The sequence below is a fragment of the Massilia frigida genome (assembly GCF_011682175.1).
GTDB lineage: Bacteria > Pseudomonadota > Gammaproteobacteria > Burkholderiales > Burkholderiaceae_D > Telluria_A > Telluria_A frigida.
In genome coordinates this window covers 85,863-107,509 of the sequence record NZ_WHJG01000017.1, presented here as the reverse complement: position 1 = coordinate 107,509, position 21,647 = coordinate 85,863, and the positions used below count along the sequence as shown (strand labels likewise).

General features: G+C 65.5%; 21 protein-coding genes. 14 read left to right on the top strand and 7 right to left on the bottom strand.

Features of this window, described 5'->3' with window-relative positions; all coding sequences use genetic code 11:
• Positions 1-96: 96 nt before the first annotated feature.
• On the bottom strand, positions 97-297 hold the full coding sequence (locus tag F2P44_RS17720; protein ID WP_167088374.1) for a twin transmembrane helix small protein: 201 nt from the start codon (positions 295-297) through the stop codon (positions 97-99).
• Between the two features lie 36 nt (positions 298-333).
• Here F2P44_RS17720 and F2P44_RS17715 point away from each other — a divergent pair, with 36 nt between their 5' ends.
• The 7 genes from F2P44_RS17715 (at position 334) to F2P44_RS17685 (ending at position 5,759) form a co-directional block, all read left to right on the top strand.
• Positions 334-1,062: an SURF1 family protein gene (locus F2P44_RS17715; protein ID WP_167088373.1), complete on the top strand. Its 729-nt coding sequence runs from the start codon at positions 334-336 to the stop codon at positions 1,060-1,062.
• Positions 1,040-1,645 (top strand): SCO family protein, encoded by a 606-nt coding sequence (locus F2P44_RS17710; protein WP_167088372.1) that lies wholly within the window; start codon positions 1,040-1,042, stop codon positions 1,643-1,645. The genes F2P44_RS17715 and F2P44_RS17710 overlap by 23 nt, the downstream gene beginning before the upstream one ends.
• A 3-nt stretch (positions 1,646-1,648) precedes the next feature.
• The gene (locus F2P44_RS17705) at positions 1,649-2,782 is read left to right on the top strand and encodes a COX15/CtaA family protein (protein WP_167088371.1); all 1,134 of its coding nucleotides are present in this window, start codon (positions 1,649-1,651) and stop codon (positions 2,780-2,782) included.
• Entirely contained in the window at positions 2,779-3,672 is an 894-nt protein-coding gene (cyoE, locus tag F2P44_RS17700; RefSeq protein ID WP_167088370.1) for a heme o synthase, read from the top strand. Before F2P44_RS17705 ends, cyoE begins: the two co-directional genes overlap by 4 nt.
• A complete protein-coding gene (locus F2P44_RS17695) occupies positions 3,669-4,268 on the top strand; it encodes an SCO family protein (RefSeq protein WP_187363354.1) in 600 nt (199 codons plus the stop codon). The genes cyoE and F2P44_RS17695 overlap by 4 nt, the downstream gene beginning before the upstream one ends.
• A 26-nt stretch (positions 4,269-4,294) precedes the next feature.
• Positions 4,295-5,356, top strand: coding sequence for an AI-2E family transporter (locus F2P44_RS17690; RefSeq protein ID WP_167088369.1), 1,062 nt, complete (start codon positions 4,295-4,297; stop codon positions 5,354-5,356).
• A 142-nt stretch (positions 5,357-5,498) separates the two neighbouring features.
• The gene (locus tag F2P44_RS17685) at positions 5,499-5,759 is read left to right on the top strand and encodes a hypothetical protein (protein ID WP_167088368.1); all 261 of its coding nucleotides are present in this window, start codon (positions 5,499-5,501) and stop codon (positions 5,757-5,759) included.
• A 29-nt stretch (positions 5,760-5,788) separates the two neighbouring features.
• Here F2P44_RS17685 and F2P44_RS17680 read toward each other — a convergent pair whose 3' ends face one another.
• A complete protein-coding gene (locus tag F2P44_RS17680; protein WP_167088367.1) occupies positions 5,789-7,129 on the bottom strand; it encodes a hemolysin family protein in 1,341 nt (446 codons plus the stop codon).
• A gap of 58 nt (positions 7,130-7,187) precedes the next feature.
• Positions 7,188-8,096 carry a LysR family transcriptional regulator gene (locus F2P44_RS17675; RefSeq protein ID WP_167088366.1) on the bottom strand — a complete coding sequence of 303 codons (909 nt, stop codon included), beginning with the start codon at positions 8,094-8,096 and terminating at the stop codon, positions 7,188-7,190.
• 105 nt (positions 8,097-8,201) lie between these two features.
• Here F2P44_RS17675 and F2P44_RS17670 point away from each other — a divergent pair, with 105 nt between their 5' ends.
• The 7 genes from F2P44_RS17670 (at position 8,202) to F2P44_RS17640 (ending at position 17,891) form a co-directional block, all read left to right on the top strand.
• Positions 8,202-9,239: a DUF475 domain-containing protein gene (locus tag F2P44_RS17670; RefSeq protein ID WP_167088365.1), complete on the top strand. Its 1,038-nt coding sequence runs from the start codon at positions 8,202-8,204 to the stop codon at positions 9,237-9,239.
• A gap of 110 nt (positions 9,240-9,349) precedes the next feature.
• Entirely contained in the window at positions 9,350-9,925 is a 576-nt protein-coding gene (locus F2P44_RS17665; protein WP_167088364.1) for a TerD family protein, read from the top strand.
• Between the two features lie 46 nt (positions 9,926-9,971).
• Complete coding sequence (locus F2P44_RS17660; RefSeq protein WP_167088363.1) at positions 9,972-10,667, top strand: TIGR00266 family protein; 696 nt, start codon at positions 9,972-9,974, stop codon at positions 10,665-10,667.
• 18 nt (positions 10,668-10,685) lie between these two features.
• Entirely contained in the window at positions 10,686-11,267 is a 582-nt protein-coding gene (locus F2P44_RS17655) for a TerD family protein (RefSeq protein WP_167088362.1), read from the top strand.
• A 205-nt stretch (positions 11,268-11,472) separates the two neighbouring features.
• A complete protein-coding gene (locus F2P44_RS17650) occupies positions 11,473-16,638 on the top strand; it encodes a RecQ family ATP-dependent DNA helicase (protein ID WP_167088361.1) in 5,166 nt (1,721 codons plus the stop codon).
• 239 nt (positions 16,639-16,877) lie between these two features.
• Positions 16,878-17,666, top strand: coding sequence for a hypothetical protein (locus F2P44_RS17645; RefSeq protein WP_167088360.1), 789 nt, complete (start codon positions 16,878-16,880; stop codon positions 17,664-17,666).
• Positions 17,667-17,702: 36 nt separating this feature from the next.
• A complete protein-coding gene (locus tag F2P44_RS17640) occupies positions 17,703-17,891 on the top strand; it encodes a hypothetical protein (RefSeq protein WP_167088359.1) in 189 nt (62 codons plus the stop codon).
• A gap of 7 nt (positions 17,892-17,898) precedes the next feature.
• On the opposite strand, the gene ggt is transcribed toward F2P44_RS17640, so the two are convergent.
• The 4 genes from ggt to F2P44_RS17620 form a co-directional block, all read right to left on the bottom strand.
• Positions 17,899-19,647, bottom strand: a complete 1,749-nt coding sequence (gene ggt / locus F2P44_RS17635; protein WP_167088358.1) for a gamma-glutamyltransferase — start codon at positions 19,645-19,647, stop codon at positions 17,899-17,901.
• Between the two features lie 14 nt (positions 19,648-19,661).
• Positions 19,662-20,078: a hypothetical protein gene (locus F2P44_RS17630; protein ID WP_167088357.1), complete on the bottom strand. Its 417-nt coding sequence runs from the start codon at positions 20,076-20,078 to the stop codon at positions 19,662-19,664.
• Positions 20,079-20,216: 138 nt separating this feature from the next.
• Positions 20,217-20,945, bottom strand: a complete 729-nt coding sequence (locus F2P44_RS17625) for a PEP-CTERM sorting domain-containing protein (RefSeq protein ID WP_167088356.1) — start codon at positions 20,943-20,945, stop codon at positions 20,217-20,219.
• 177 nt (positions 20,946-21,122) lie between these two features.
• Positions 21,123-21,620 (bottom strand): PEP-CTERM sorting domain-containing protein, encoded by a 498-nt coding sequence (locus F2P44_RS17620; RefSeq protein WP_167088355.1) that lies wholly within the window; start codon positions 21,618-21,620, stop codon positions 21,123-21,125.
• Positions 21,621-21,647: the final 27 nt, after the last annotated feature.

Sequence of the window (21,647 nt, the reverse complement as noted above, 5' to 3'; positions counted from 1 at the left end):
AGAACAAGAAAAACCGGGGACAGTCCACCAAGCGGTGGCCTGTCCCCGGTTTTTTGCGGTTGGGAATAACCTTGACGGCCTGAGGGTCGCTCAGCGTCAGCGAATGCCGGTCGGCGCGATCCAGCCCATCTTGTAGCTTCCCAGCAGCACCAGGAACAGGGTGATCGACAGGCCCACGCGCATCGCCAGCGCGTGCACCGTGCGGTTGCTCTTGCCCTTGTCGCGCATCAGGAAGAACAGGGCCGAGCCCAGGCTTCCGATGATGAGCATGAAGGCAATAGCGACGAGGATTTTCATAATGAGCTCGAATTTTTTGAGTAAGGCACCATTGTAATGCGTATCCGCTTCCGGTTTCGGGCGATCCCCTTCGTGGCCACGGGGCTGCTGGTGGCGCTCGGCATCTCCCTGGGGCGCTGGCAGGATGGCCGCGCCGCCGAGAAAATCGGCCTGCAGCAGACCATCACGGCGCGCGCTGGCGCCGCCCCGCTGGTGCTCGGCGCGACCCCGCGCACGCCCGCGCAGGTCGAGCTGCGCCCGGTATCGGTGAGCGGCACGTTTGTGCGCGACTGGCCGCTGTTCTTGAACAACCGTCCGCAAGAAGGCAAGGCCGGCTTTTACTTGCTGATGCCGCTGCGTATCGAGGGCAGCGATATGCACGTGCTGGTGGCGCGCGGCTGGCTGCCGCGCTACACCGGCCAGTACGACCGCTTGCCGGAGTTCGATACGCCGGCCGGCACCGTGACCGTCACGGGTTTGGCGCGCCCAAGCATGGGCAAGGTGATGCAGCTCGGAACGGCCGCCCCGGTTGCGCCCAAGGCCATCCTGCAAAACCTGACGCCGGCCGAGTTTGCGCAAGCGAGCAAGCTGGCGGTGCAGCCCTTTTTTATCGAGCAAAGCGGCCCTGCGCCGGCCGGCGACAAGCTGGTGCGCAACTGGCCAGCCCCCTCCCTGAACGTGGAAAAACACCAGGGTTATGCATTTCAATGGTATGCGCTGGCGGTCATGGCGCTGCTCTTTTTCGTGATTACAGGATTTCAACGTGGAACAAAACAAAACGACTAAAGCAAGTCAATGGAGCGGCCGCTGGAAACTGCTGGCCGTGGTCTTCGTGTGCGCGGCGCCGATGCTGTTTTCCTACCTGACCTATTACGTCATCAAGCCGACCGGGCGCACCAACTACGGGACCCTGATCGAGCCGCAGAAGTACCCGATCCCGCCGGCAATGGGCATCACCACGCTCGACGGCAAGCCGATCGCGCTCGACGCCTACAAGGGTAAATGGATCATGCTGCAGGTGGGTCCCGGCGAATGCCCGCAAGCCTGCCGCGACCAGCTGGTCGCGATGCGCCAGCTGCGCCTGATGCAGGGCAAGGAAATGGAGCGCATCGAGCGCGTCTGGCTGGTGACGGACGCCACCCCGATCGACACCATGCTCATGCGCGTGGTCGACGGCACCCGCATGCTGCGCGTGCCGGCCGCTGCTGTGACGTCCTGGCTGCCGGTCGAGGCGGGCGGCAAGGTGGACGAGCACATGTATCTGATCGACCCGATGGGCCACCTGATGATGCGTTTCCCAAAGCAGCCTGATCCGGCCAAGGTGAAGAAGGACATGTACAAGCTGCTCAAAGCTTCCGCGATCGGTTAAGCCATGCAGCTCGCGTCCATGGTGCAACTCGGCGTGACGGGCTTGCTGGCGGCCTGCCTGCCGCTGGCGATGGTCTGGATGTCGTCCGACCCCAACAAATACCGCAAGCTGGTCTGGGTCACGGTATTTCTCACGTTCGACCTGATCGTGTTCGGCGCCTTCACGCGCCTGACCGATTCGGGCCTGGGCTGCCCGGACTGGCCGGGCTGCTATGGCGCGGCCAATCCCTTCCTCGCGCATGCCGAGATCGTCGCCGCCGAAACGCTGATGCCGAGCGGCCCGGTGACGCTGATCAAGGCCTGGATCGAAATGATCCACCGCTACCTGGCGATGGGCATTGGCGTGCTGATCGTGGCGCTGATGGCGACCGCCTGGATCCAGTGGCGCAAGACGCGCCGCGCCGAGTTTGCGCCCGGTTTGCCGACGGTGCTGTTCGGCTTCGTGCTGGTGCAGGGCGCCTTTGGCGCCTGGACCGTGACGCTCAAGCTGCAACCGGTGATCGTCACCATCCATCTGTTGCTGGGCATGGGCTTGCTCGCCATGCTGGTGTGGCTGGGCGCGCGCCAGAACCGCGCCGCCGCGCTGGCCCATGGACGCTTCACGGCGCCGGCCGCCGCGGCACCCTCGATGCTGGGCCGCCTGGCGCTGGCCGCGGCCCTGGTGCTGGCCGTGCAGATCGCCCTGGGCGGCTGGGTCAGCACCAATTACGCCACCCTGGCCTGCCTTGATTTCCCGCTGTGCAACGGCAAGCTGGTGCCCGAGATGGACTTCGAGCATGGCTTTACCCTGTGGCGCGCGCTGGGCAAGACCGCGGCCGGCCACTACCTGCCGTTCGCCGCCCTGACCGCGATCCACTGGGTGCACCGCAACTTCGCCTTCGTCGTGCTGGCCGTGCTGGGCCTGGCGGCCTGGCGCGCGCGCGCCCATCCGGGCGTGGGCAGGCATGCGCGCGGGATCGCCGTCGTGCTCGCGCTCCAGGCCGTCACCGGCATCGCCACCGTCTACCTGAACTTCCCGCTGACCATCGCGGTACTGCATAACGCCGGCGCGGCGCTGCTGGTACTGATGGTGACCATGTTAAACTACAAGATCAAGTACCCCTCCGGCCCGGTACTGCAAGCAAGCCACCACCCATGACAACCCAGACCGCAACACACAAATCCGCCAACCGCGTCGCCCAGTACTGGGCGCTGACCAAACCGAGAGTCACCCAGCTGGCCGTGTTCTGCGCCGTGATCGGCATGCTGCTGGCCACCGATGGCATACCCAGCTGGCGCATCCTGGTGCCGGCCACGGTCGGCATCTGGCTGCTGACCGGCGCCGCCTTCGCCGTCAACTGCCTGGTCGAAGCCGAGATCGATGCGCGCATGGCGCGCACCGCGCGCCGCGCCACCGCCATGGGCGAACTGACCAAGACCCAGACCCTGATCTTTTCCGCCATCATCGGCGGGGCCGGCATGGCCGTGCTGTACACCTTGGTCAATCCGCTGACCATGTGGCTGACCTTCGTGACCTTTGTCGGCTACGCCGTCATCTACACCATGATCCTGAAACCGGCCACGCCGCAAAACATCGTCATCGGCGGCCTGTCGGGCGCCATGCCGCCGGCGCTGGGCTGGGCGGCGGTGGCCAACGACGTGCCGATGCAAGCCTGGCTGCTGGTGCTGATCATTTTCGTGTGGACCCCGCCGCACTTCTGGGCGCTGGCCATGTACCGGCGCGACGATTACGCGCGCTCGGGCCTGCCGATGCTGCCGGTCACGCACGGCATGAATTTCACCGGTTTCCACGTCTGGCTGTATTCGATCGCACTGGCGGCCACCACCGTGCTGCCATACGCGGTGCGCATGAGCGGCCACATCTACCTGGCCTCGGCGGTGGTGCTCAATGCCGTGTTCCTGTGGCATGGCTGGCAGGTGTACCGCCACTATTCCGACCAGGTGGCGCGCAAGGCGTTCACCTGGTCCATCATTTACCTGTCGCTGCTGTTTGCCGCCTTGCTGCTCGACCACTACGTCAAATTATGATCAAAAAACTGTTCTCCCTGTGCGCGCTGGCCGTGTTGCTGGCCGCGTGCGACAAACCGGCCTCCGCGCCGTCCGCCAAGGCGCTTGCCTTCCAGAACACCGACCTGAGCGGCTTGGGTTACGCGCGCGACTTCGCCTTGACCGACCACAACGGCAAGCCACGCACCCTGGCCGATTTCAAGGGCAAGGTGGTGGTGCTGTTCTTCGGCTTCACCCAGTGTCCGGACGTGTGCCCGACCACCATGGCCGAAATGGCGGCGGTGATGAAGGAGCTCGGTCCCAAGGCCGACCAGGTGCAGGTGCTGTTCGTCACCATCGACCCGGCGCGCGACACCCAGGCCCTGCTGGCCCAGTACGTGCCGGCCTTCGATCCGCGCTTCCTCGGCCTGTATGGCGACCTTGATGCCACCGCCAAGGTGGCCAAGGAATTCAAGGTGTTCTACGCCAGGGTCGACGGCAAGACGCCGGGCAGCTATTCGATGGACCACACCGCCGCCAGCTATGTGTTCGACCGCAATGGCAAGGTCCGCTTGTTCGTGCGTCATGGCAACGGCGCGGGGCCGATCGTGCACGACATCAAACAATTGCTCGACTGATCCACCTACCACCTCACGGGACGACCATGGACCAGGCACGCGGCGGCAGGAATTACGCTTACATGGGCGCCATCGCGCTGCTCACCATCGGTTGCCTGTACGTGCTGCGGCCTTTCCTGGCGGCGATCCTGTTCGCCGCCGCCATCGTCATCTCGTCCTGGCCGATCTACCTGTACGTGCTGGCGCGCATGCGCGGACGCCGTACCCTGGCCGCCCTGACCCTGACCCTGACATTGACCTGCCTGGTGATCCTGCCGATCGCGCTGGTGGCCTACAACCTGGCCGATGATATCGGCCGCTTCTACGATCAGCTCAAGGCCGCCGTGGCCACCGGCCACGTCGAGCCGCCGGCCTGGCTGCGCGAGTTGCCCCTGGTCGGCGAAACGCTGTACTCCTATGTCGGCAGCCTGGTATCGAGCCGTGAACAGATGATGGAACTGGCCCAGCGCCTGCTGGAGCCGGCGCGCCACTACCTGCTGGGCGGCGGCATCGTGCTGGGCGCCGGCGTGGCACAGATGAGCCTGGCCGCCTTCGTCAGCTTCTTTTTATACCGCGACGGCCATACCCTGCTGGTCGCCATCGGCGTGGCCATGGACCGCATCATCGGCGAGCGCGCGCAGCGCATCGCCACCACCGTCAGCCAGACCGTGCGCGGCGTCATGTACGGCTTGCTGGGAACGGCGCTGGCGCAAGCCCTGGTGGCCGCCCTCGGCTTTGTCATCGCCGGGGTGCCGGGGGTGCCGCTGCTGGCCGTGGCCACGTTCGTGATGTCGCTGGTGCCGGTCGGCCCGCCGATCATCTGGGGCGGGGCGGCGATCTGGCTGTTCAACCAGGGCCAGACCGGCTGGGCCATCTTCATGGTGGTGTGGGGCCTGGTGCTGATCAGCGGGGTGGACAACGTGGTCAAGCCGATGCTGATCAGCCGCGGCAGCAGCCTGCCATTCCTGCTGGTGTTGCTGGGCGTATTGGGCGGGGTGCTGGCCTTCGGTTTTGTCGGCCTGTTCATCGGCCCGACCCTGCTCGCGGTGGGCTACTCGCTGCTGCGCGAATGGACCGGCATCGAGCCGGCGGTCGTCAACGACGCCTGAGCCGCGCGGGATCATGCGGTGTTTCCTGAAGGGTTTGCTGGGCGCTTTGTTGATGCTGGTCCTGGCGGCCGCGATCATTCCTCAGTATGCGGATTAGCGTGCGCGAGCGGAAACCGATCATTTACTTGTTCAACTCGAACCCGTGCAGCGCGCCATCGAAGGCGATGCTGTCAAACCAAAATCGTTTGCGGGCATGGCGAAGCACCTCGCGAACCCGGCCATGATGCCGAATAAGCTGACAGCGTTCGAGATCAGCGAGGCCGGCGTGATTATCGCAAAAGGCGGGAGGGACGGACAGATGATCGTCTTGTCGCCCTCATTGCTTGATGGGAAAATACAGTGGCGCTGCATCGGCGCCCCGGACCATGACATGCCTGCCAGGTGCAAAGGCGCCCGCCCGTAGGCGGAGCGCGGCGCCTTATCCCCGTTTGATCAGTCCTGCTCGTCCGTGTCGAGCGTGCGCTCGATCTGCGGAATCACCTTGATGAGCACGATGCGCGGCCCGTTCATCTTCTTGACCACGATGTCGAAGTGCGGGAATTCGATCCGCTGGCCCTGCTTGGGAATGTCGCCCAGCTTGACCATCAGCAAACCACCCACCGATTCCACTTCATCCAGGCCGAGCGTTTCGTTATCGATATCGATGCCGAGAATGCGTTCGAGCGAGAAGATCGGCAGGCTGGCCTTGCCGATCAGGGTGCCGTCCGGCTGGCGCAGCCAATCGTTTTCGTTGAGGCGGAATTCGTCGCGGATTTCACCGACCATGGCGCCGAGCAGGTTGTCGAGCGTGATGAAGCCGACCGGGCGCTTGCCCTTTTCACCGATCAGCGCAAAGTGCGGCGCCCCGTCGCGAAAGCGCCTGAACATTTGCTGCGCCGGCGTGCGCGCCGACATCGTTTCGACCGGACGCAGGAATTGGGTCAAGTCCTTGATCGGACGGCCCGCTTGCTGGGCGAAAAACAGGTCTTTCAAATGGATCACGCCGAGCACGTCTTCGCCATTGGCATCGAAGTAGGGATAGCGGCTGAAACGATTCCTCACCACGGTCTGCAAATTGTCTTCCAGCGATTTGCTGGCGTGCAGGGCGATGACTTCATTGATCGGGCGCATCAGGTCGGCCACCGACAGCTGGCTGAAGTCGAGCGACTGGGCCAGGATGTGGCGTTCGTCGCGCGTAAATTTTTCGCCGGGCTGGCTGGTGCGCAGGATCAGCTTGAGTTCTTCGGTCGAATAATGCGCATCATGCCCGCCCGAACCGGACAGGCCCGCCAGGCGCAGCACCAGGTTGGCGCTGCCGTTGAGCAGGTAAATGGCCGGGTACATCGACCAGTAAAAAATATACAGCGCCGGCGCGGTCCACAGGCCGACCACTTCCGGATTGCGGATCGCCAGCGATTTCGGCGCCAGCTCACCGACCACGATGTGCAGGAAGGAAATCACGCTGAAGGCGATCACGAACGATACCGTGTGGATGATCTTGTCGGAAGTCACGCCGATCAGGCCGAACACCGGTTCCATCAGGCTGGCAAAGGCCGGTTCGCCTACCCAGCCCAAGCCGAGCGACGCGAGCGTGATGCCCAGCTGGCAGGCCGACAGGTAGGCGTCGAGCTGGCCGTGGACCTTGCCCAGCAGGCGTCCACGCACGCCCTGGCTCTTGGCGATCGCGCGCACGCGGGTTTTTCGGAGGGTGACGATGCCGAATTCGGCGGCCACGAAAAAGCCGTTGAGCGCGACCAGGAACAGGGCGAGCACGACCAGTAAGGCATTTTGCATAAGGAGTTGGGTTAGTTTTTCGCTTGGCCACAGGGGGCCGGGATGGACATTGTACCGTTCATGGCGTGCTGAACACACCCTGATGCACTGCGGAAAGGATCGCTTCGACTGCCGGATGCTTGATTTTTCGCTCGTTGGAGATGGCATAGACGTGCTCGCGCACCTGCGGCACGTGGCCGGCCAGCACCGCGCCGAACTGGTCGGCCAGGTCGGTGGCCAGCGCCGCCGGCGCGAAAAACAGGCCGGCGCCGCGCCGTCCGAAGGTGTTGAGCAAGGCGTTGTCTTCGAACTCGCCGACCACGTCGGGCCGCACATTGTGCAGCTCGAACCATTCGTCGATGCGCCCGCGCAAGGCGTTGTTGCGGGTCGGTAGCAGGAAGGGCGCGCCGTTCAGGCTGCCCGGAAAACCTTGCGCGTACATTCCGGCCAAGGCCGGCGTGCCGACCACGATGGTGTCGCTTTCGAACAGCATGTGGCTAAATACCCGCAGGGTGGTGCCCGAGCGCACCGCGCGGTCGGTCAGCACCACGTCCAGCTTGTGCAGGGCCAGGTCGGCCAGCAAGGCCTCGAACTGGTCTTCGTAGCACACCAGGCGCACCGGCGTGGCCAGGTGCAGGGTGGCCTCCAGCAGGCGGAAGGCGGTCAGCTTGGGCAGGGAGTCGGAAATGCCGACCGTGAGCCGGGTGCGCCCGCTATCGGCTTCGCCCAGCGCTTCCTGCAATTGTTCGCCCAGCAGGAAGATCTGGTCGGCGTAGGCCAGCGCCAGGCGCCCGGCCTCGGTCAGCTGCAAGCCGCGGCCCTGCTGCATGAACAGAGCCTTGCCGATCGATTGTTCGAGCTGGCTGAGCTGGGTGCTGATGGTCTGGATCGCCAGTCCCAGGCGCTCGGCGGCACGCGTGACGCCGCCTTCCTTGGCCACCACCCAGAAGTAATAGAGGTGGCGAAAATTCATTCCAGTATTTTTCATGCTTCGGTTTTTCAGAAGTAATCCTCAGATTATCTCCTATTTTTAAATTCGGCGCATGGGTCTACACTGCATCCATCAACAATAACAAGTGAGGGAAATCAAACCATGAAGCACTTCAGAATTTCATTTTTAGTCACCTTCGTCTGCCTTGCGGTAGCCGGATGGTGGGGCTACCAGCACCACGGCGTGAGCGGCATGTTCACGGCGCTGGGCGTGGCGGCGATCTTGGGTATCATGGAAGTGTCGCTGTCCTTCGATAACGCGGTCGTGAACGCCTCGGTGCTCAAGACCTGGGACGATTACTGGCAAAAGCTGTTCCTCGGCGTCGGTATCATCATCGCCGTGTTCGGTATGCGCTTGCTGTTCCCGCTGGTCATCGTGGCGCAAGCTGCCGACCTGGGCATCATGGAAGTGTGGAACCTGGCCTTGTCCGATCCGAAAGCGTACTCGGCGCACCTGACGGCCCACCATGCGGAAGTGGCGGCCTTCGGCGGTATGTTCCTGCTGCTGGTATTCCTGAACTTCCTGCTGGACGATGAGAAAGAGACCCACTGGCTTGGCCGCATCGAAGAAAAACTCGGCGCACTCGGCAAGGTTGGTTCGATCTCGGTGATGATTGCTCTCGGTACCTTGATGGCCAGCATGACGATGGTCGAGGAAGCACAAAAGATGGTGGTGCTGATGGCCGGTCTGTGGGGTATCTTGATTTATGTGGGTGTCGACACGATCAGCAGCCTGCTGGAAAGCGAAGATGAAGGCAGCAATGTCGGCGATATGGTCAAGCGCGGTGGCGTGGGTGGTTTCCTGTACCTGGAAGTGCTTGATGCATCGTTCTCCTTCGACGGCGTGATCGGCGCGTTTGCGATCACCACCGACGTCGTGATCATCATGCTGGGCCTGGCAATCGGCGCGATGTTCGTGCGTTCGATGACGGTGTACCTGGTCAAGAAGGGCACGCTCGACGAATTCGTCTACCTGGAGCACGGCGCGCACTATGCGATCGGTATCCTGGCACTGATCATGTTGGCCAGCATGAAGTTCCACGTGCCTGAAATCTTTACCGGCCTGATAGGCGTGGCCTTCATTGTTGCCTCGCTGTGGTCGTCGGTGCGTCACAAGAAACAGCAATTGGCGCTTGCGTAATAAGCGCTGCGTCATACAAACGCGGCACACTGAAGAACACCCGTGTGCCGCGTCATTCCCCCGGTGTTCATTGCTTTGTTTTATTTTTTACTAACTTTTGGAGAATTAACATGCCAGTCAGCTTGCAAAAAGGCGGTAACGTCAACCTGAGTAAAGAAGCACCCGGCCTGACCAAAATGATCGTCGGCTTAGGCTGGGATACCCGCGCCACCGATGGCAGCGCGTTCGACCTGGACGGTGCGGTATTCCTGCTCGACGCCAGCGGCAAGGTCCGTTCCGACGCCGACTTCATCTTCTACAACAACCTGAAATCGGCCGACGGCTCGATCACCCACTCGGGCGACAACACCACCGGCGCCGGCGACGGCGACGATGAAAGCGTCACCATCGACCTGGCCAACGTGCCGGCCGATATCGACAAGGTCGTGCTGGCCGTGACGATTCACGATGCCGAGACACGGCGCCAGAATTTCGGTATGGTGTCGAAAGCCTTCGTTCGCTGCATCAACGCCGCCGGCAATGCCGAAATCGCCCGCTACGACCTGTCGGAAGATGGCTCGACCGAAGCGGCCATGGTCTTCGGCGAAGTCTACCGCGCTGGCGCGGACTGGAAATTCCGCGCCATCGGCCAAGGCTTCCAGGGCGGCCTGGGCCCCCTGGCAAAAAGCTACGGCGTCAACGTTTAAGTCGTGTGCGGCCCGCTTCCCGGCGGGCCGCCAACAAGGAGCACACATGGCAGTTTTTACAGTCACAGGCGATATCGATCCTTTCCTGCACGTCTCCATGACGCGCGGCGACACGATTTACTGCGAATCGGGCGCCATGGTCATGATGGAAGCCGCGCTTGACCTCAAGGGCAAGATGCAGGGCGGTATCGGTAGCGCGCTGATGCGGCGCTTCGCCAACGGCGAATCGTTCTTCCAGCAGCACATCGAAGCGGTGCGCGGCGATGGCGATTGCCTGCTCTCGCCGACCCTGCCGGGCGCGATGCAGATCATCGAGTGCGGCCAGCGCCAGTACATGCTCAGCGACGGCGCCTTTGTCGCCGCCAGTTCCAAGGTCGATCTCAAGGTGCGCACGCAAAGCCTCGGCAATGCGCTGTTCGCCGACAGCGGCGGCTTTTTCGTGACCGAGACCAGCGGCCATGGCCAGGTGGTGGTGTCCGGCTTCGGCTCGATGAACGAGCTGGTGGTCGAGCAGGGCAAGGACATCACTATCGATAATTCGCACGTGGTCGCCTGGGACAGCAGCCTGCACTACACGCCGTCGATCACGACCGGCACCAGCGGCGGCTTTTTAGGCAACCTGATCAACAGCCAGACCAGCGGGGAAGGCATCGTGCTACGCTTCTCCGGCAATGGCAAAGTGTATATTTGTTCGCGCAACCGTGCCTCGTTCCAAGCCTGGGCGGCCGGCAACGCGCGTTAAAAACCAAGGAGTCCTACCATGTCAGTCAATCTGCAAAAAGGCCAGAAAATTTCTCTGGATAAAGAAGCCGGCAGCACCCTGACCCGCATCACCATGGGTCTGGGGTGGGATGCCATCAAGACCAAGGGCTTGTTCGGCTTTGGCGGCAAGAGCCAGTCGGTCGACCTGGACGCATCCTGCCTGCTGTTCGACGAGAGCAACCGCGCGGTCGATGCGGTCTGGTTCCGCCAGCTCAAGAGCAAGGATGGCAGCGTCGTGCACACGGGCGACAACCGCACCGGCGCCGGTGATGGCGACGACGAGCAAATCCTGGTCGACCTGAGCCAGGTGCCGGCCACCGTCAAGTCGCTGGTATTTACCGTGAACAGCTTCACCGGCCAGAACTTCTCGCAGGTCGAGAACGCCTACTGCCGCATCATCAACGGGGCCGACCAGAAGGAAGTGGCGCGCTTCAATCTGTCAGTGCAGGGCGATCACACGGCCCAGATCATGGCCAAGCTGTACCGTCACGGCGGCGAGTGGAAGATGCACGCGATCGGCGAAAACGGCAGCGGCCGCACCTTCGACGAACTGATGCCGAAGATCACGCCGCACCTGTAAGTTCGTGCGCTGGCCGGGCACGATCCCGGCATGGCGCCCTGCGCTGGCAGCGCCCCGCACCGATCCCTGTCCTTATGCGACACGGGTGTTTGGCGCGGGGCGCTTCTTTTTTGTGCATTGATGAAGTGCCCGCTGCTAGAATCGCGCTCAGAACAGCAAGCGAGGAACCGCCCGCGATGCGACACTCTTCATTGCAAAGCGTTGTATGACCCTTGACCTTACCCGCGTGCCCGCGCAGCCGGACCCGCCAGCGGCCGCCATCACGCCGCGCTGCCTCTCGATCGACCTCGAAGTGGGCCTGAAAGATGGCCGCATCCACCAGTTCGCGGCCGTGCGGGGCGACACCGGCGATGCCATCGTGTTCACCAAAGGCGACTTGCACGCGGCGCTGGCGCAGCTCGACGACTTCGCCGACCCGGTCGCCTTCGTGCTCGGCCACAACCTGATCGCATTCGACGCGCCGCACCTGGCCGCCGCCGCGCCGCAGCTGCGCCTGCTCAAGCTGCCGATGGTCGACACCCTGCGCCTCAATCCGCTCGCTTTTCCGCGCCACCCGTACCACCATCTGGTCAAGCACTACAAGCACGGCCAGCTCCAGCGCGGCAGCCTGAACGACCCCGAAGGCGATGCCCGCCTGACCCTGCAAGTGTTCGCCGACCAGCTGGCCGCTTTTCGCGAGATGCAGGACAGCGCGCCCGACCTGCTGCTGGCCTGGCACTGGCTCACCACCAGCGCCGCCACGCTCTCGGGACTGAACTCCCTGTTCATGATGGTGCGCCGCGGCGCGCGGCCGGGCGACATCGAGGCCGGGGCCGCGATCCTGCGCCGCCTGCAGGGCCAGGCGTGCCTGGTCCAGGCGCGCGCCATCGCCGCCGATGCCCCCACCCTGGGCTGGGCGCTGGCATACGCGCTGGCCTGGCTCGCGGTCGCCGGCGGCAGCTCGGTCATGCCGCCGTGGGTGCGCCACCAGTTCCCGCAAGCGGCCCAGCTGGTGCGGCGCCTGCGCGATACGCCGTGCGCCGATGCGGCCTGCGCCTGGTGCCGCGAGCGCCACGATGCGCGCCATGAGCTCAAGCGCTGGTTCGGCTTCGACGCGTTCCGCCCCGAACCCTGCGACGCCCAGGGCCGCCCGCTGCAGGAAGCGATCGTCGACGCCGCCATGCGCGGGCGCCACGTGCTCGGCATCCTCCCGACCGGCACCGGCAAGTCGCTGTGCTACCAGATTCCGGCCCTGTCGCGCTACGACAAGACCGGCGCCCTGACGGTGGTCATCTCGCCGCTGGTGGCGCTGATGGCCGACCAGGTGGCCGGGCTGGAAGGGCGCGGCATCGGCTGCGCGGTGGCGATCAACGGCCTGCTGTCGATTCCCGAGCGCGCCGCCGCGCTGGACCGGGTGCGCCTGGGCGACGCCGGCATCGTCATCGTCTCGCCCGAGCAGTTGCGCAGCCCCGGCGTGCGGCGCGTGCTGGAACAGCGCGAGATCGGCGCCTGGGTGCTGGACGAGGCGCACTGCATCTCGACATGGGGCCACGATTTCCGTCCCGACTACCGCTACGTGGGCCGCTTCATCCGCGAACGCGCTGCGGACGGGGCAGGTGGGGGCGAGATTGCCCCGGTGCTGTGCCTGACCGCCACCGCCAAGCCGGACGTGGTGGCCGACATGCTGGCGCATTTTCGCGACAAGGTTGGCATCGAACTGGCCTTGCTCGACGGCGGCGCCAAGCGGGTCAATCTGTCGTTCTCGGTGGTGCCGACCACGCCGGCCGAAAAATTCGCGCACATCCACCAGTTGCTCGACGCCGAACTGCCTGCGCACGCGCCCGGCGGCGCGATCGTCTACTGCGCGACCAAGAAACAGAGCGAGGAAATCGCCGCTTTCCTGCGCCAGAAAGAGGTGAGCGCGGGGCACTTCCATGCCGGCTTGCGCGGGCGCGACAAGAAAGACCGGCAGCAAGCCTTCATCGCCGGTGAGCTCAAGGTCATCGTCGCCACCAATGCCTTCGGCATGGGCATCGACAAGCCGGACGTGCGCCTGGTGATCCACGCCGACATTCCCGGCTCGCTCGAAAACTACCTGCAGGAAGCCGGGCGCGCCGGACGCGATTGCGGCGCCGCCCTGTGCGTGCTGCTGTACACGGTGGAGGATGTGGAGCGCCAGTTCGCCATGTCGGCGCGGTCGCGCCTGTCGCAGCAGGATATCCAGGTGGTGCTCAAGGCGATCAAGCGCCTGGAGCGCAAGAAGCATGGCGACGCCGACATCGTCGCCACCGCCGGCGAGATCCTGACCGAGGACGCCGACGGCGACTTCGCGCGCGACTCCACCACCGACGATACCCGCGTGCGCACCGCCATCGCCTGGCTGGAAGAAGCCAGGCTGCTCACGCGCGAAGAAAACCAGGTGCAGATCTTCCCTTCCTCGCTGCGCGTAGCTACCCTGGAAGAAGCCGAAAAAAAGCTGGCTGCCTACCCGCTGTTCAAGGACAAGCGCGACGCCTTGCTGGCGCTGGTGGGAGCCTTGATCGGCGCCGACGCCGACCAAGGCATCTCCACCGACGAATTGATGAATGCCTCGGGCCTGTCGGCCGAGAAGGTACGCGCCGCCCTGTATGAACTGGAGCAGTACAAGATCGCCAGCAACGACACCGCGCTGACCGCCTTCGTGCATGTGGCGGTGGAGATGTCGTCGAAACGCTTGCTCGAACAAGCCTGCGCGCTCGAAGTGGCGCTGCTCGACGCCATGCGCGAAGGCGCGCCCGACCTGGCCAAGGGCGGCGCGTCGGTACTGCACCTGCGTCACGCCAGCCAGCGTTTGAAAGACGCCGGCCTGGCCTGGGCCTTGCCCGAAAAGCTGCTGCGCATCGTGCGCAGCATCGCCAACGATGGCCACGGCGACGATGGCGTGGGCAGCTTCGGCGTGCGCCAGCTCGATGCGGAGAGCGTGCAGATCACCTTGCAGCGCAGCTGGAACCTGATCGCCAGCACCGCCGCCCTGCGGCGCGATGGCGCGACCAGGCTGCTGGAGCATCTGGGCACCTGCCTGCCGCCAGGCGCGCGCGGCAACGACCAGCTGGCCAGCACCACGCTCGGCCAGCTGCTGGCATCGATCGAGGGCGACCTGGAGCTGGCGGGGCGGTCCAGGTCGTGTCCCAAGCTGGTTGACCGTGGCCTGCTATGGCTTCACGAGCAGGGCGTGATCCGCCTGAACAAAGGCATGGCGGTGTTCCGGCCGGCCATGACGATCCGCCTGGCGCCGGAACGCCGCGGTTTTTACAAGGCCGATTTCGCGCCCCTGCAACTGCACTACAGCGAGCAGGTGGTGCAGATCCACGTGATGGCCGAATACGTGCAGCGCGGCTTGCAGAAGATGGCCGACGCCCTGCAACTGGCGATGGATTACTTCAGCATGGAGCGCGATCAATTCATCGCCCAATGGCTGCCCGCGCGCGAGAAGGAACTGGAACGCCAGACCACGCCGGCGTCGTGGCGCGCGATCGTCGACAGCCTCAATCACACGGCCCAGCAAAGGATCGTGGCCGACGACCGCGAGCGCACCAACGTGCTGGCGCTGGCCGGTCCCGGGTCGGGCAAGACGCGCGTGCTGGTGCACCGCATCGCCTATCTGGTGCGGGTGCGGCGCGAGAATCCGCGCGCCATCCTGGTGCTGACCTACAACCGCCACGCCGCCGTCGAAATCCGGCGCCGCCTCGCCGCGCTGATCGGGGCGGACGCCAACGGCGTCATCGTGCTGACCTGCCACGCGCTGGCGATGCGCCTGGCCGGCATCAGCTTCGAGAAACGCGGGGCGGCCGCCGACGACCTGCTCGGACAAGTCATCCCGCAGGCGGTGGCCTTGTTGAACGGAACGGGCCTGGCGCCGCAGGAAGCCGACCAACAGCGCGACCGCCTGCTCGGCGCGTTTCGGGCGATATTGGTGGACGAATACCAAGACATTGGCCCGGACCAGTACGCGCTGATTTCGGCGCTGGCGGGGCGCAACAGCGCCGACGAGGATGCGCGACTGAGCCTGTTCGCGGTCGGCGACGATGACCAGAACATCTACGCCTTCAATGGCGCCTCGGTCGACTTTATCCGCCGCTTCGAACAGGACTACAGCGCCAAACCGGCCTACCTGACCGAGAATTACCGCTCGACCCGGCATATCATCGACGCGTCCAACTTCATGATAGCGCCCGCCTCCGAGCGCATGAAAAACGAGAACCCGGTCAGCATCGACCGCGCGCGCGCCAGGGTCGATGCGGGCGGCGTGTGGCAGGCGCGCGACCCGGTCGGCCAGGGACGCGTGCAAATGATCGACGCCGGCGCCGACGATGCCAGCCAGGCGCTGGCCATCATGGCGGAGCTGCGCCGCCTGGCCGCACTCGACCCCGATTGGGACTGGGCCGGCGTGGCGGTCATCGCGCGCGAGTGGAAAACCCTGGAACCGCTGCGCACTTTTTGCATGTTAAACGCCATCCCGGTGCAGCTGGCCAATGAAGAAACCGCGCAGTTCTGGCGCCTGCGCGAAACCCAGGCGCTGGTGCGCTGGCTGCGCGCCGGCGGCGCGGCGCTGGTCGACACGGCCGCCATCGAGGCCTGGCTGGGCACCCAGCCGCAGGGCACCTGGCTCAGTCTCTTGCGCCAGGCGGTCCAGGAGTATGCGCTGGAGACGGACGGCACCGAACTGCCGGTGGCGCATTTCATCGAATGGCTGGCCGAATGGGGCCGCGAAGCGCGCCGCCGCCAGGGTGGCTTGCTGCTGCTGACGGCACACCGTTCCAAGGGGCTCGAGTTCGACCACGTGGCCGTGGCCGACGGCGACTGGACCGCACTCAGTGCCAACGAAGACGCCGATGCGCCGCGCCGCCTGTACTACGTGGCCATGACGCGCGCGCGCCAGACGCTGACCCTGGCGCGCTTCGCGCCGTCGCGCAGCCGCACGGCCAATCTGCTCGACCAATTGGCCGACGCACCATGCCTGCTGCGCCGCGCGCCGGTGGTGGTGGCCGCGCCAGCGGGCGCGCTGCGGCGCCGTTATTTGCAGCTCACCTTGCAGGATGTCGATATCGGCTTCGTCGGGCGGATGGCGCCGGGCGACCCGGTCCACCGCGCCATTGCCGCGCTGCGCATCGACGACGCGCTGCAGCTACGCGAAGGCAAATCCAGATGGGAACTGGTGACGGCAGGCGGCGTGCTGGTGGGACAGCTGGCCAGGTCGTTCAAGCCGCCGCCACATCTGCGCTGGAGCGCGGGCCGGGTGGCCGCGATCCTGGTGCGCCAGGCCGATGACGACGAGACCGAGTACCGTCGCCTGGCCCGCTGCGCGCAGTGGGAAGTGGTGCTGCCCGAACTGGTGTTTGACGCAGCTTCCTGAGATTGCCTGAAAAGCTTGACCAGGCTGCCCGGCCGCAGGTGCGCGCATCGGCGACGTGCCGCAGGCCAGCGACCTGTTCGAGTGGATGACGGCGCACCAGATGCTGGCCTATTTCGAGGCCCTGTACCCGCGCTGGAACGGCGCGCGCGTCACGCAGCTGCTGGCGCGCTGGGGTTTCGACGCCGCCGCTGCGCATCGAACATGCCGGCGCCGAATGGCGCGCCAGCCGCGCCATCGCGATGGCCGCCGTCCAGAGCCGCGCCAGCGTGGGCGGCAACTGGCTGAGCTGGATTTTGCTGGCGGCCGTGCTGGTGGGGCCGCCGCTGGCCGGCGCGCTCAGCGGGCGCTGGGGGCGCTCGATCGGGATGGGCGCCGGGGTGCCGCTGGCGCTGCTGTGGTGGGGGCTGCTGCTGGCGTCGGTCGTGCAGCAAAACCACCGGGCCAGCAAGCTGGTGCCGCGCTTTGCCGAACGCTCGCTGCGCGTGCTGGCGCTGGCTTATCTGGCGATCGCCGCCGTGCTGGCGCTGCTGTTCGCCTGCACCGGCGCGCCCGTGCTGCTGACCTTGGTCATCGTGTGCCCGGTCCTGACCTATTTCGCCACCATCATGGTGGTGCCGGTCATGGGCTACCTCAGTTGCGCGATGCCGTTCATGCCCGCCGTGTTGTCATGGGTCGCGCCCGGATTGCCGGAGCTGTTGCTCAGCGAAGGCCGGCTGGCCGCCGCCGACGTCGTGTTTTGCGTGTCATGGGGTATGCCTTGCTGCGGCGTTTGTCGCGCGCTCCGTGGCCAGTGCGCGGCCAAGGTGGGGGCAAGGCCCGGGCGGCCAGGTGGTCTGCGGCGGGACGCTATGCGCTCGCTGGTGCGCGATGGCGCGCGCCTTGCTGCGCGAACTGGCCGGCTGCTGGGCGGGGATCAGCCTGCTTACCCTGGCGCTGGCGTTCGGCCTCGGCGCCAGCGCCACGGAGGTAGTGCGCCTGCTGCCGGCTGGCTTTCTGGGCATGGGCGCCGGCGCGATGGCCTTGCGTAATTATGCCGCCGCCGACAGCGCGGTGACAGGGGGGCGGTGGCCTATGCGCTCTGGCTGGTGCCGGGCTGGGCACTGGAGTATGCGGCCCTGCACGGCAGCGTCGACAACGCCACATGGTTGCTGATCGGCGTTGCCGCGCTGCTGGCGGGCGCCGGCTGGGTACGGCATCGCTGGGCGCGGATGGTGGCGCCGCCGCCGGCGTTTCCGGGCGGCCGCATGGCGTGAATGGCGCTCAGTGGGCGCTTTTCTGGACCAGCGCGCTGCCCACGCCGTGGCGCTTGCCTTCGCTGACGGCCGTCACGGTACCGTCGGCATTGAACACGATGGCATTCGCCGCGCCGATTTCTTCCGGTTTGGCGCGCCATTTGTAGCCGAGTTTTTCCAGCGCCAGCGCCTGGGCGCCGCCGGCAAAGCCGGGCTCGGCGTCGGTGGCCGCATCGTTGCGCTGGCTCAGGCGCGGGGCATTGATGGCCTGGTCCATCGGCATGCCGAAGTCGACGTGGTTGACGATGGTTTGCAGCACGGTGGTGATGATGGTCGCGCCGCCCGGACTGCCGACCGTAAACGCCGGCTTGCCGTTGCGAAGCGCAATGGTCGGCGCCATGCTGCTGCGCGGACGCTTGCCCGCTTCCGGCACGTTCGGGTGCGGGCCGCTGAAATCGAAATCGGTCAGTTCGTTATTGAGCAAGAAGCCGTAGCCCGGCACCACGATGCCGCTGCCGCCCCAGGATTCGATGGTGAAGGTGTAGGCCACCACATTGCCTTCCTTGTCGGACACGGCCAGGTGGGTGGTGTGGGCGCTGTCGGCCAGCAGGCGCGCGGCCTGCGGACGCTGCGGCACGCTGGGGTCGTTCTGGAAGGGATACGGGTCGCCCGCCAGCACCTTGGGGCCGGCGCGCTCGGCGTTCATCTGGGTGCGCCGGCGTGCCGCGTATTCCTTGCTGAGCAGGCCGGCCACCGGGGCGTCGACATATTCGGGATCGGCCAGGTAGGCGTTGCGGTCGGCAAAGGCGAGCCGGCTCGCTTCCAGGTACAGGTGCTCGGCGCTGGCGCGCGGCAGGCTCTTGAGGTTGTAGCCCTCGAGCAGGTTGAGCGCTTCGCCGATGGCGATGCCGCCGCTGCTCGGCAGCGCCATGCCGTACAGTTCGTAGCCGCGGTAGGTGGTTTTCACCGGCTGGCGGATGCGCGCTTCGTAGTTGGCCAGGTCGGCCAGGGTCATCGCGCCGGCGCGCACGCGCACGCCGGCGGCCACCGGCGGCCTGGCCACGGCGTCGACGATGGCGCGCGCGATCGGTCCCTGGTAAAAGGCTTTCTGGCCCTGCGCACCGATCTCGCGGTAAGCCTTGGCCATGCCGGGGTTCTTGAGCAGGGTGCCGACCGGCAGGGGCTTGCCGTCTTTCAGGTAGAGGGCGCTGCTGCTGCCAAACAGCGAGAATTTTTTCTGGTTGTCGGCACTCATGCGGTGGAAGTTGTCGCTCACCATGAAGCCCTTGGTGGCCACGCCGATGGCCGGCGCGAGTACCTGCTTGAACGACATGGTGCCGTAGCGGCTCAGCGCTTCATGCCAGCCGCGCACGGTGCCGGGCACGCCGACCGAGGCGCCGCTGGCGAGCGTGGCGTCGACGTCGCTCTCCTTGCCGTTTTCCTGGAACATGGTGGGGGTGACGCTGGCCGGGGCCGTTTCGCGGTGATCGACCGTGATCACGCGCTTGTCCCTGGCCAGGTAGATCATCATGAAGCCGCCGCCGCCGATGCCGCAGCTGTAGGGATCGGTCACGCCCAGGGTGGCGGCCGCGGCGACCGCAGCGTCGATCGCATTGCCGCCCTTGTCGAGTATGGCCATGGCCGCTTGCGACGCCTGTTCGCTGATGGTGGCGACCGCGCCGCCGGTGCCGCTCGCCACCGGGGTCCTGGCATGGCCCAGGGGAATGACGAGGATGATGGAACAGGCGAGGGCGAGGCGGCGGGCGGTGTGGGTCATGTGGTCTTGTCGGCTTACGGTTGTGGAGGCTGGCCTACGTTCAGGACGAGTGGCAGTGGCGGGGCTGGCGGTGCATTCGAGGGCAGCTTGGGCGGCGGCTCGTTGGCCAGCGCGATGAACAGCGCGGGCTGCTGCACCGATGTATAGACCGGCGCGGCCGGTTCCAGCGTAAACGGCTCTACACCGTTGGGAAAGATCAGCGTGAAATAGTAGACGATCTTGCCGGCGGTGATGCACACCACGTCGGGCGGGCAGCGGCTGTCGTCGACGCGCTCGTAGCGCAGGGTGGCGTCGGGCGCCACGATGGTGCTGGTCTGCGGCAACAAGACAATGGTGCCCTTGTGTTTGCGATGCATCGACTCTTCCTTCACGGGCGCCGCGCCGCACACGGTCAACACACAGGCGGCGAGCGCGAAAATCAACTTGTTCATGATGGCTCCTCAGTAGTGGAAAGCCGATCATAGATCATATCAATTTCGTCACTGTGTGGCCGCGCAATTGGCGAGCTGTGGCGCCGTGCATGCCCGCCGGGAATGGAAGGGCCGGCCAGGCGCCCCCCCGTATGGCGCTTAGGCCACGCTCTCTTGCAGGCGCAAACGGGTGCGGCGGGTCAGGCCGATCACGGCCAGGCCGAGCGCCAGCATGGCGTAGGTTTCCGGTTCCGGCACGGCCGTGGTGTAGACGGTCAGGGTCGGATTGAGCACGCTCAGGCCAGCCCACGAATCCTGGCGCTGGACTACGCCATCCGGCGTGGTCCAGACCGCCGGGGCGGCGAACAAGGTCATGCTGCTGTTCAAGGAGATGGTCATCATGTCTCTGAGCGTCAGGTTGGCGGCGCTGAACACGAAGGAATCGTTGCCATTGAGCTTGTTGACGCTGCGGTTGCCCTGGCTGCTCCAGTCGTTCGCGCCACTGGCGATCAGGCTGACCGAACCGCGGTTGCTGGCCATGCCGGCGCCAGCGACGCCGCCCGGCGGCACGGCAGGGTCGAGGGTGCCGGCGAAGCTGGCCGAAAAGGAATAGCCGGTGACCTGATAGCCGGCACGCACCGCGAACGTCATGTCGGCGGAGTAGGCATTGCCGTCGGCATCGCTGGTGTTGAGGGACATGCTGTTGGCAAAATCACTGAAGCGGATGGTGGTCGCGCCCGCCACGTCGGACACGAGCACGTCGGCCAGCGTCGAATCGGGATTGGTGAACGTGAAGCCGGTCGCTTCGATGACGGTCGGCGCAGCCGATGCCGTGGCGGACGCAAAAGCCAGCGCCACTGCGCCCATCTGCAATTTAAACATGTTCATTGGTCGCATTCCTTTTCATTGTCACATCGACGAACGCCGCAACGGCGCACCAGGCTTGCCATCATAAGCGTGGGCCGGCTGGCATCAAAGTAAAACATTGTAAGAAAGATATTTAGCGCGACAAGGCAATCGCTGAGCACACCCGGCCGCCAAGGGGAGCAGCGGCGGCCCGGCCGTTCATGCGTCGAGGCTGTCCTGCAAGCGCTTGCGGGTGCCGCGCGTGAAGACGATGACGGCCACGCCGACGGCGAGCATCACATAGGTTTCCGGTTCCGGGACCGACTGCGAGGCCACGCTCGGGCGCGCGCTGGCGGCGCTGAAACCGCTCCTGGCGTCCTTGGCATAGTTGGCGCGTACTTCCGCAAAGCCGTGGCGCGTGCCGGAGCCGCCCCATGCGGGCACATTGCCGTTGGCGTAGGCACTGATGGCGCCGCTCAGGTCGACTTCGCCGCCGAGCGCGGCCTCGCCCGGACGCCCGTGCATGGCGCGGGTGACGTCGCCCAGGCTGAACGCGCCAACGCCGCGGCTGTCGGCCAGTTCGATGCCGGCGTGCTGGGCATAGCGTTTGCTCATATTGTTCAGGACCGGGGACTCGATCAGGGCCGGTGCGGCGCCGGCCAGGCCTGGCGCCAGCACCAGGACGGCCAGGCTTCGTGTCCATGTAAAGTGTTTCATTTGCTGACTACCTATTCATGTTTGGCT

Bases quoted from the DNA above. Each gene is read 5' to 3' on its own strand.
- F2P44_RS17720 (WP_167088374.1), bottom strand. From the start codon at position 297: ATGAAAATCCTCGTCGCTATTGCCTTCATGCTCATCATCGGAAGCCTG.
- F2P44_RS17715 (WP_167088373.1), top strand. From the start codon at position 334: ATGCGTATCCGCTTCCGGTTTCGGGCGATCCCCTTCGTGGCCACGGGG.
- F2P44_RS17705 (WP_167088371.1), top strand. From the start codon at position 1,649: ATGCAGCTCGCGTCCATGGTGCAACTCGGCGTGACGGGCTTGCTGGCG.
- cyoE (WP_167088370.1), top strand. From the start codon at position 2,779: ATGACAACCCAGACCGCAACACACAAATCCGCCAACCGCGTCGCCCAG.
- F2P44_RS17695 (WP_187363354.1), top strand. From the start codon at position 3,669: ATGATCAAAAAACTGTTCTCCCTGTGCGCGCTGGCCGTGTTGCTGGCC.
- F2P44_RS17690 (WP_167088369.1), top strand. From the start codon at position 4,295: ATGGACCAGGCACGCGGCGGCAGGAATTACGCTTACATGGGCGCCATC.
- F2P44_RS17680 (WP_167088367.1), bottom strand. From the start codon at position 7,129: ATGCAAAATGCCTTACTGGTCGTGCTCGCCCTGTTCCTGGTCGCGCTC.
- F2P44_RS17675 (WP_167088366.1), bottom strand. From the start codon at position 8,096: ATGAAAAATACTGGAATGAATTTTCGCCACCTCTATTACTTCTGGGTG.
- F2P44_RS17670 (WP_167088365.1), top strand. From the start codon at position 8,202: ATGAAGCACTTCAGAATTTCATTTTTAGTCACCTTCGTCTGCCTTGCG.
- F2P44_RS17665 (WP_167088364.1), top strand. From the start codon at position 9,350: ATGCCAGTCAGCTTGCAAAAAGGCGGTAACGTCAACCTGAGTAAAGAA.
- F2P44_RS17660 (WP_167088363.1), top strand. From the start codon at position 9,972: ATGGCAGTTTTTACAGTCACAGGCGATATCGATCCTTTCCTGCACGTC.
- F2P44_RS17655 (WP_167088362.1), top strand. From the start codon at position 10,686: ATGTCAGTCAATCTGCAAAAAGGCCAGAAAATTTCTCTGGATAAAGAA.
- F2P44_RS17650 (WP_167088361.1), top strand. From the start codon at position 11,473: ATGACCCTTGACCTTACCCGCGTGCCCGCGCAGCCGGACCCGCCAGCG.
- F2P44_RS17645 (WP_167088360.1), top strand. From the start codon at position 16,878: ATGGCCGCCGTCCAGAGCCGCGCCAGCGTGGGCGGCAACTGGCTGAGC.
- ggt (WP_167088358.1), bottom strand. From the start codon at position 19,647: ATGACCCACACCGCCCGCCGCCTCGCCCTCGCCTGTTCCATCATCCTC.
- F2P44_RS17630 (WP_167088357.1), bottom strand. From the start codon at position 20,078: ATGAACAAGTTGATTTTCGCGCTCGCCGCCTGTGTGTTGACCGTGTGC.
- F2P44_RS17625 (WP_167088356.1), bottom strand. From the start codon at position 20,945: ATGAACATGTTTAAATTGCAGATGGGCGCAGTGGCGCTGGCTTTTGCG.
- F2P44_RS17620 (WP_167088355.1), bottom strand. From the start codon at position 21,620: ATGAAACACTTTACATGGACACGAAGCCTGGCCGTCCTGGTGCTGGCG.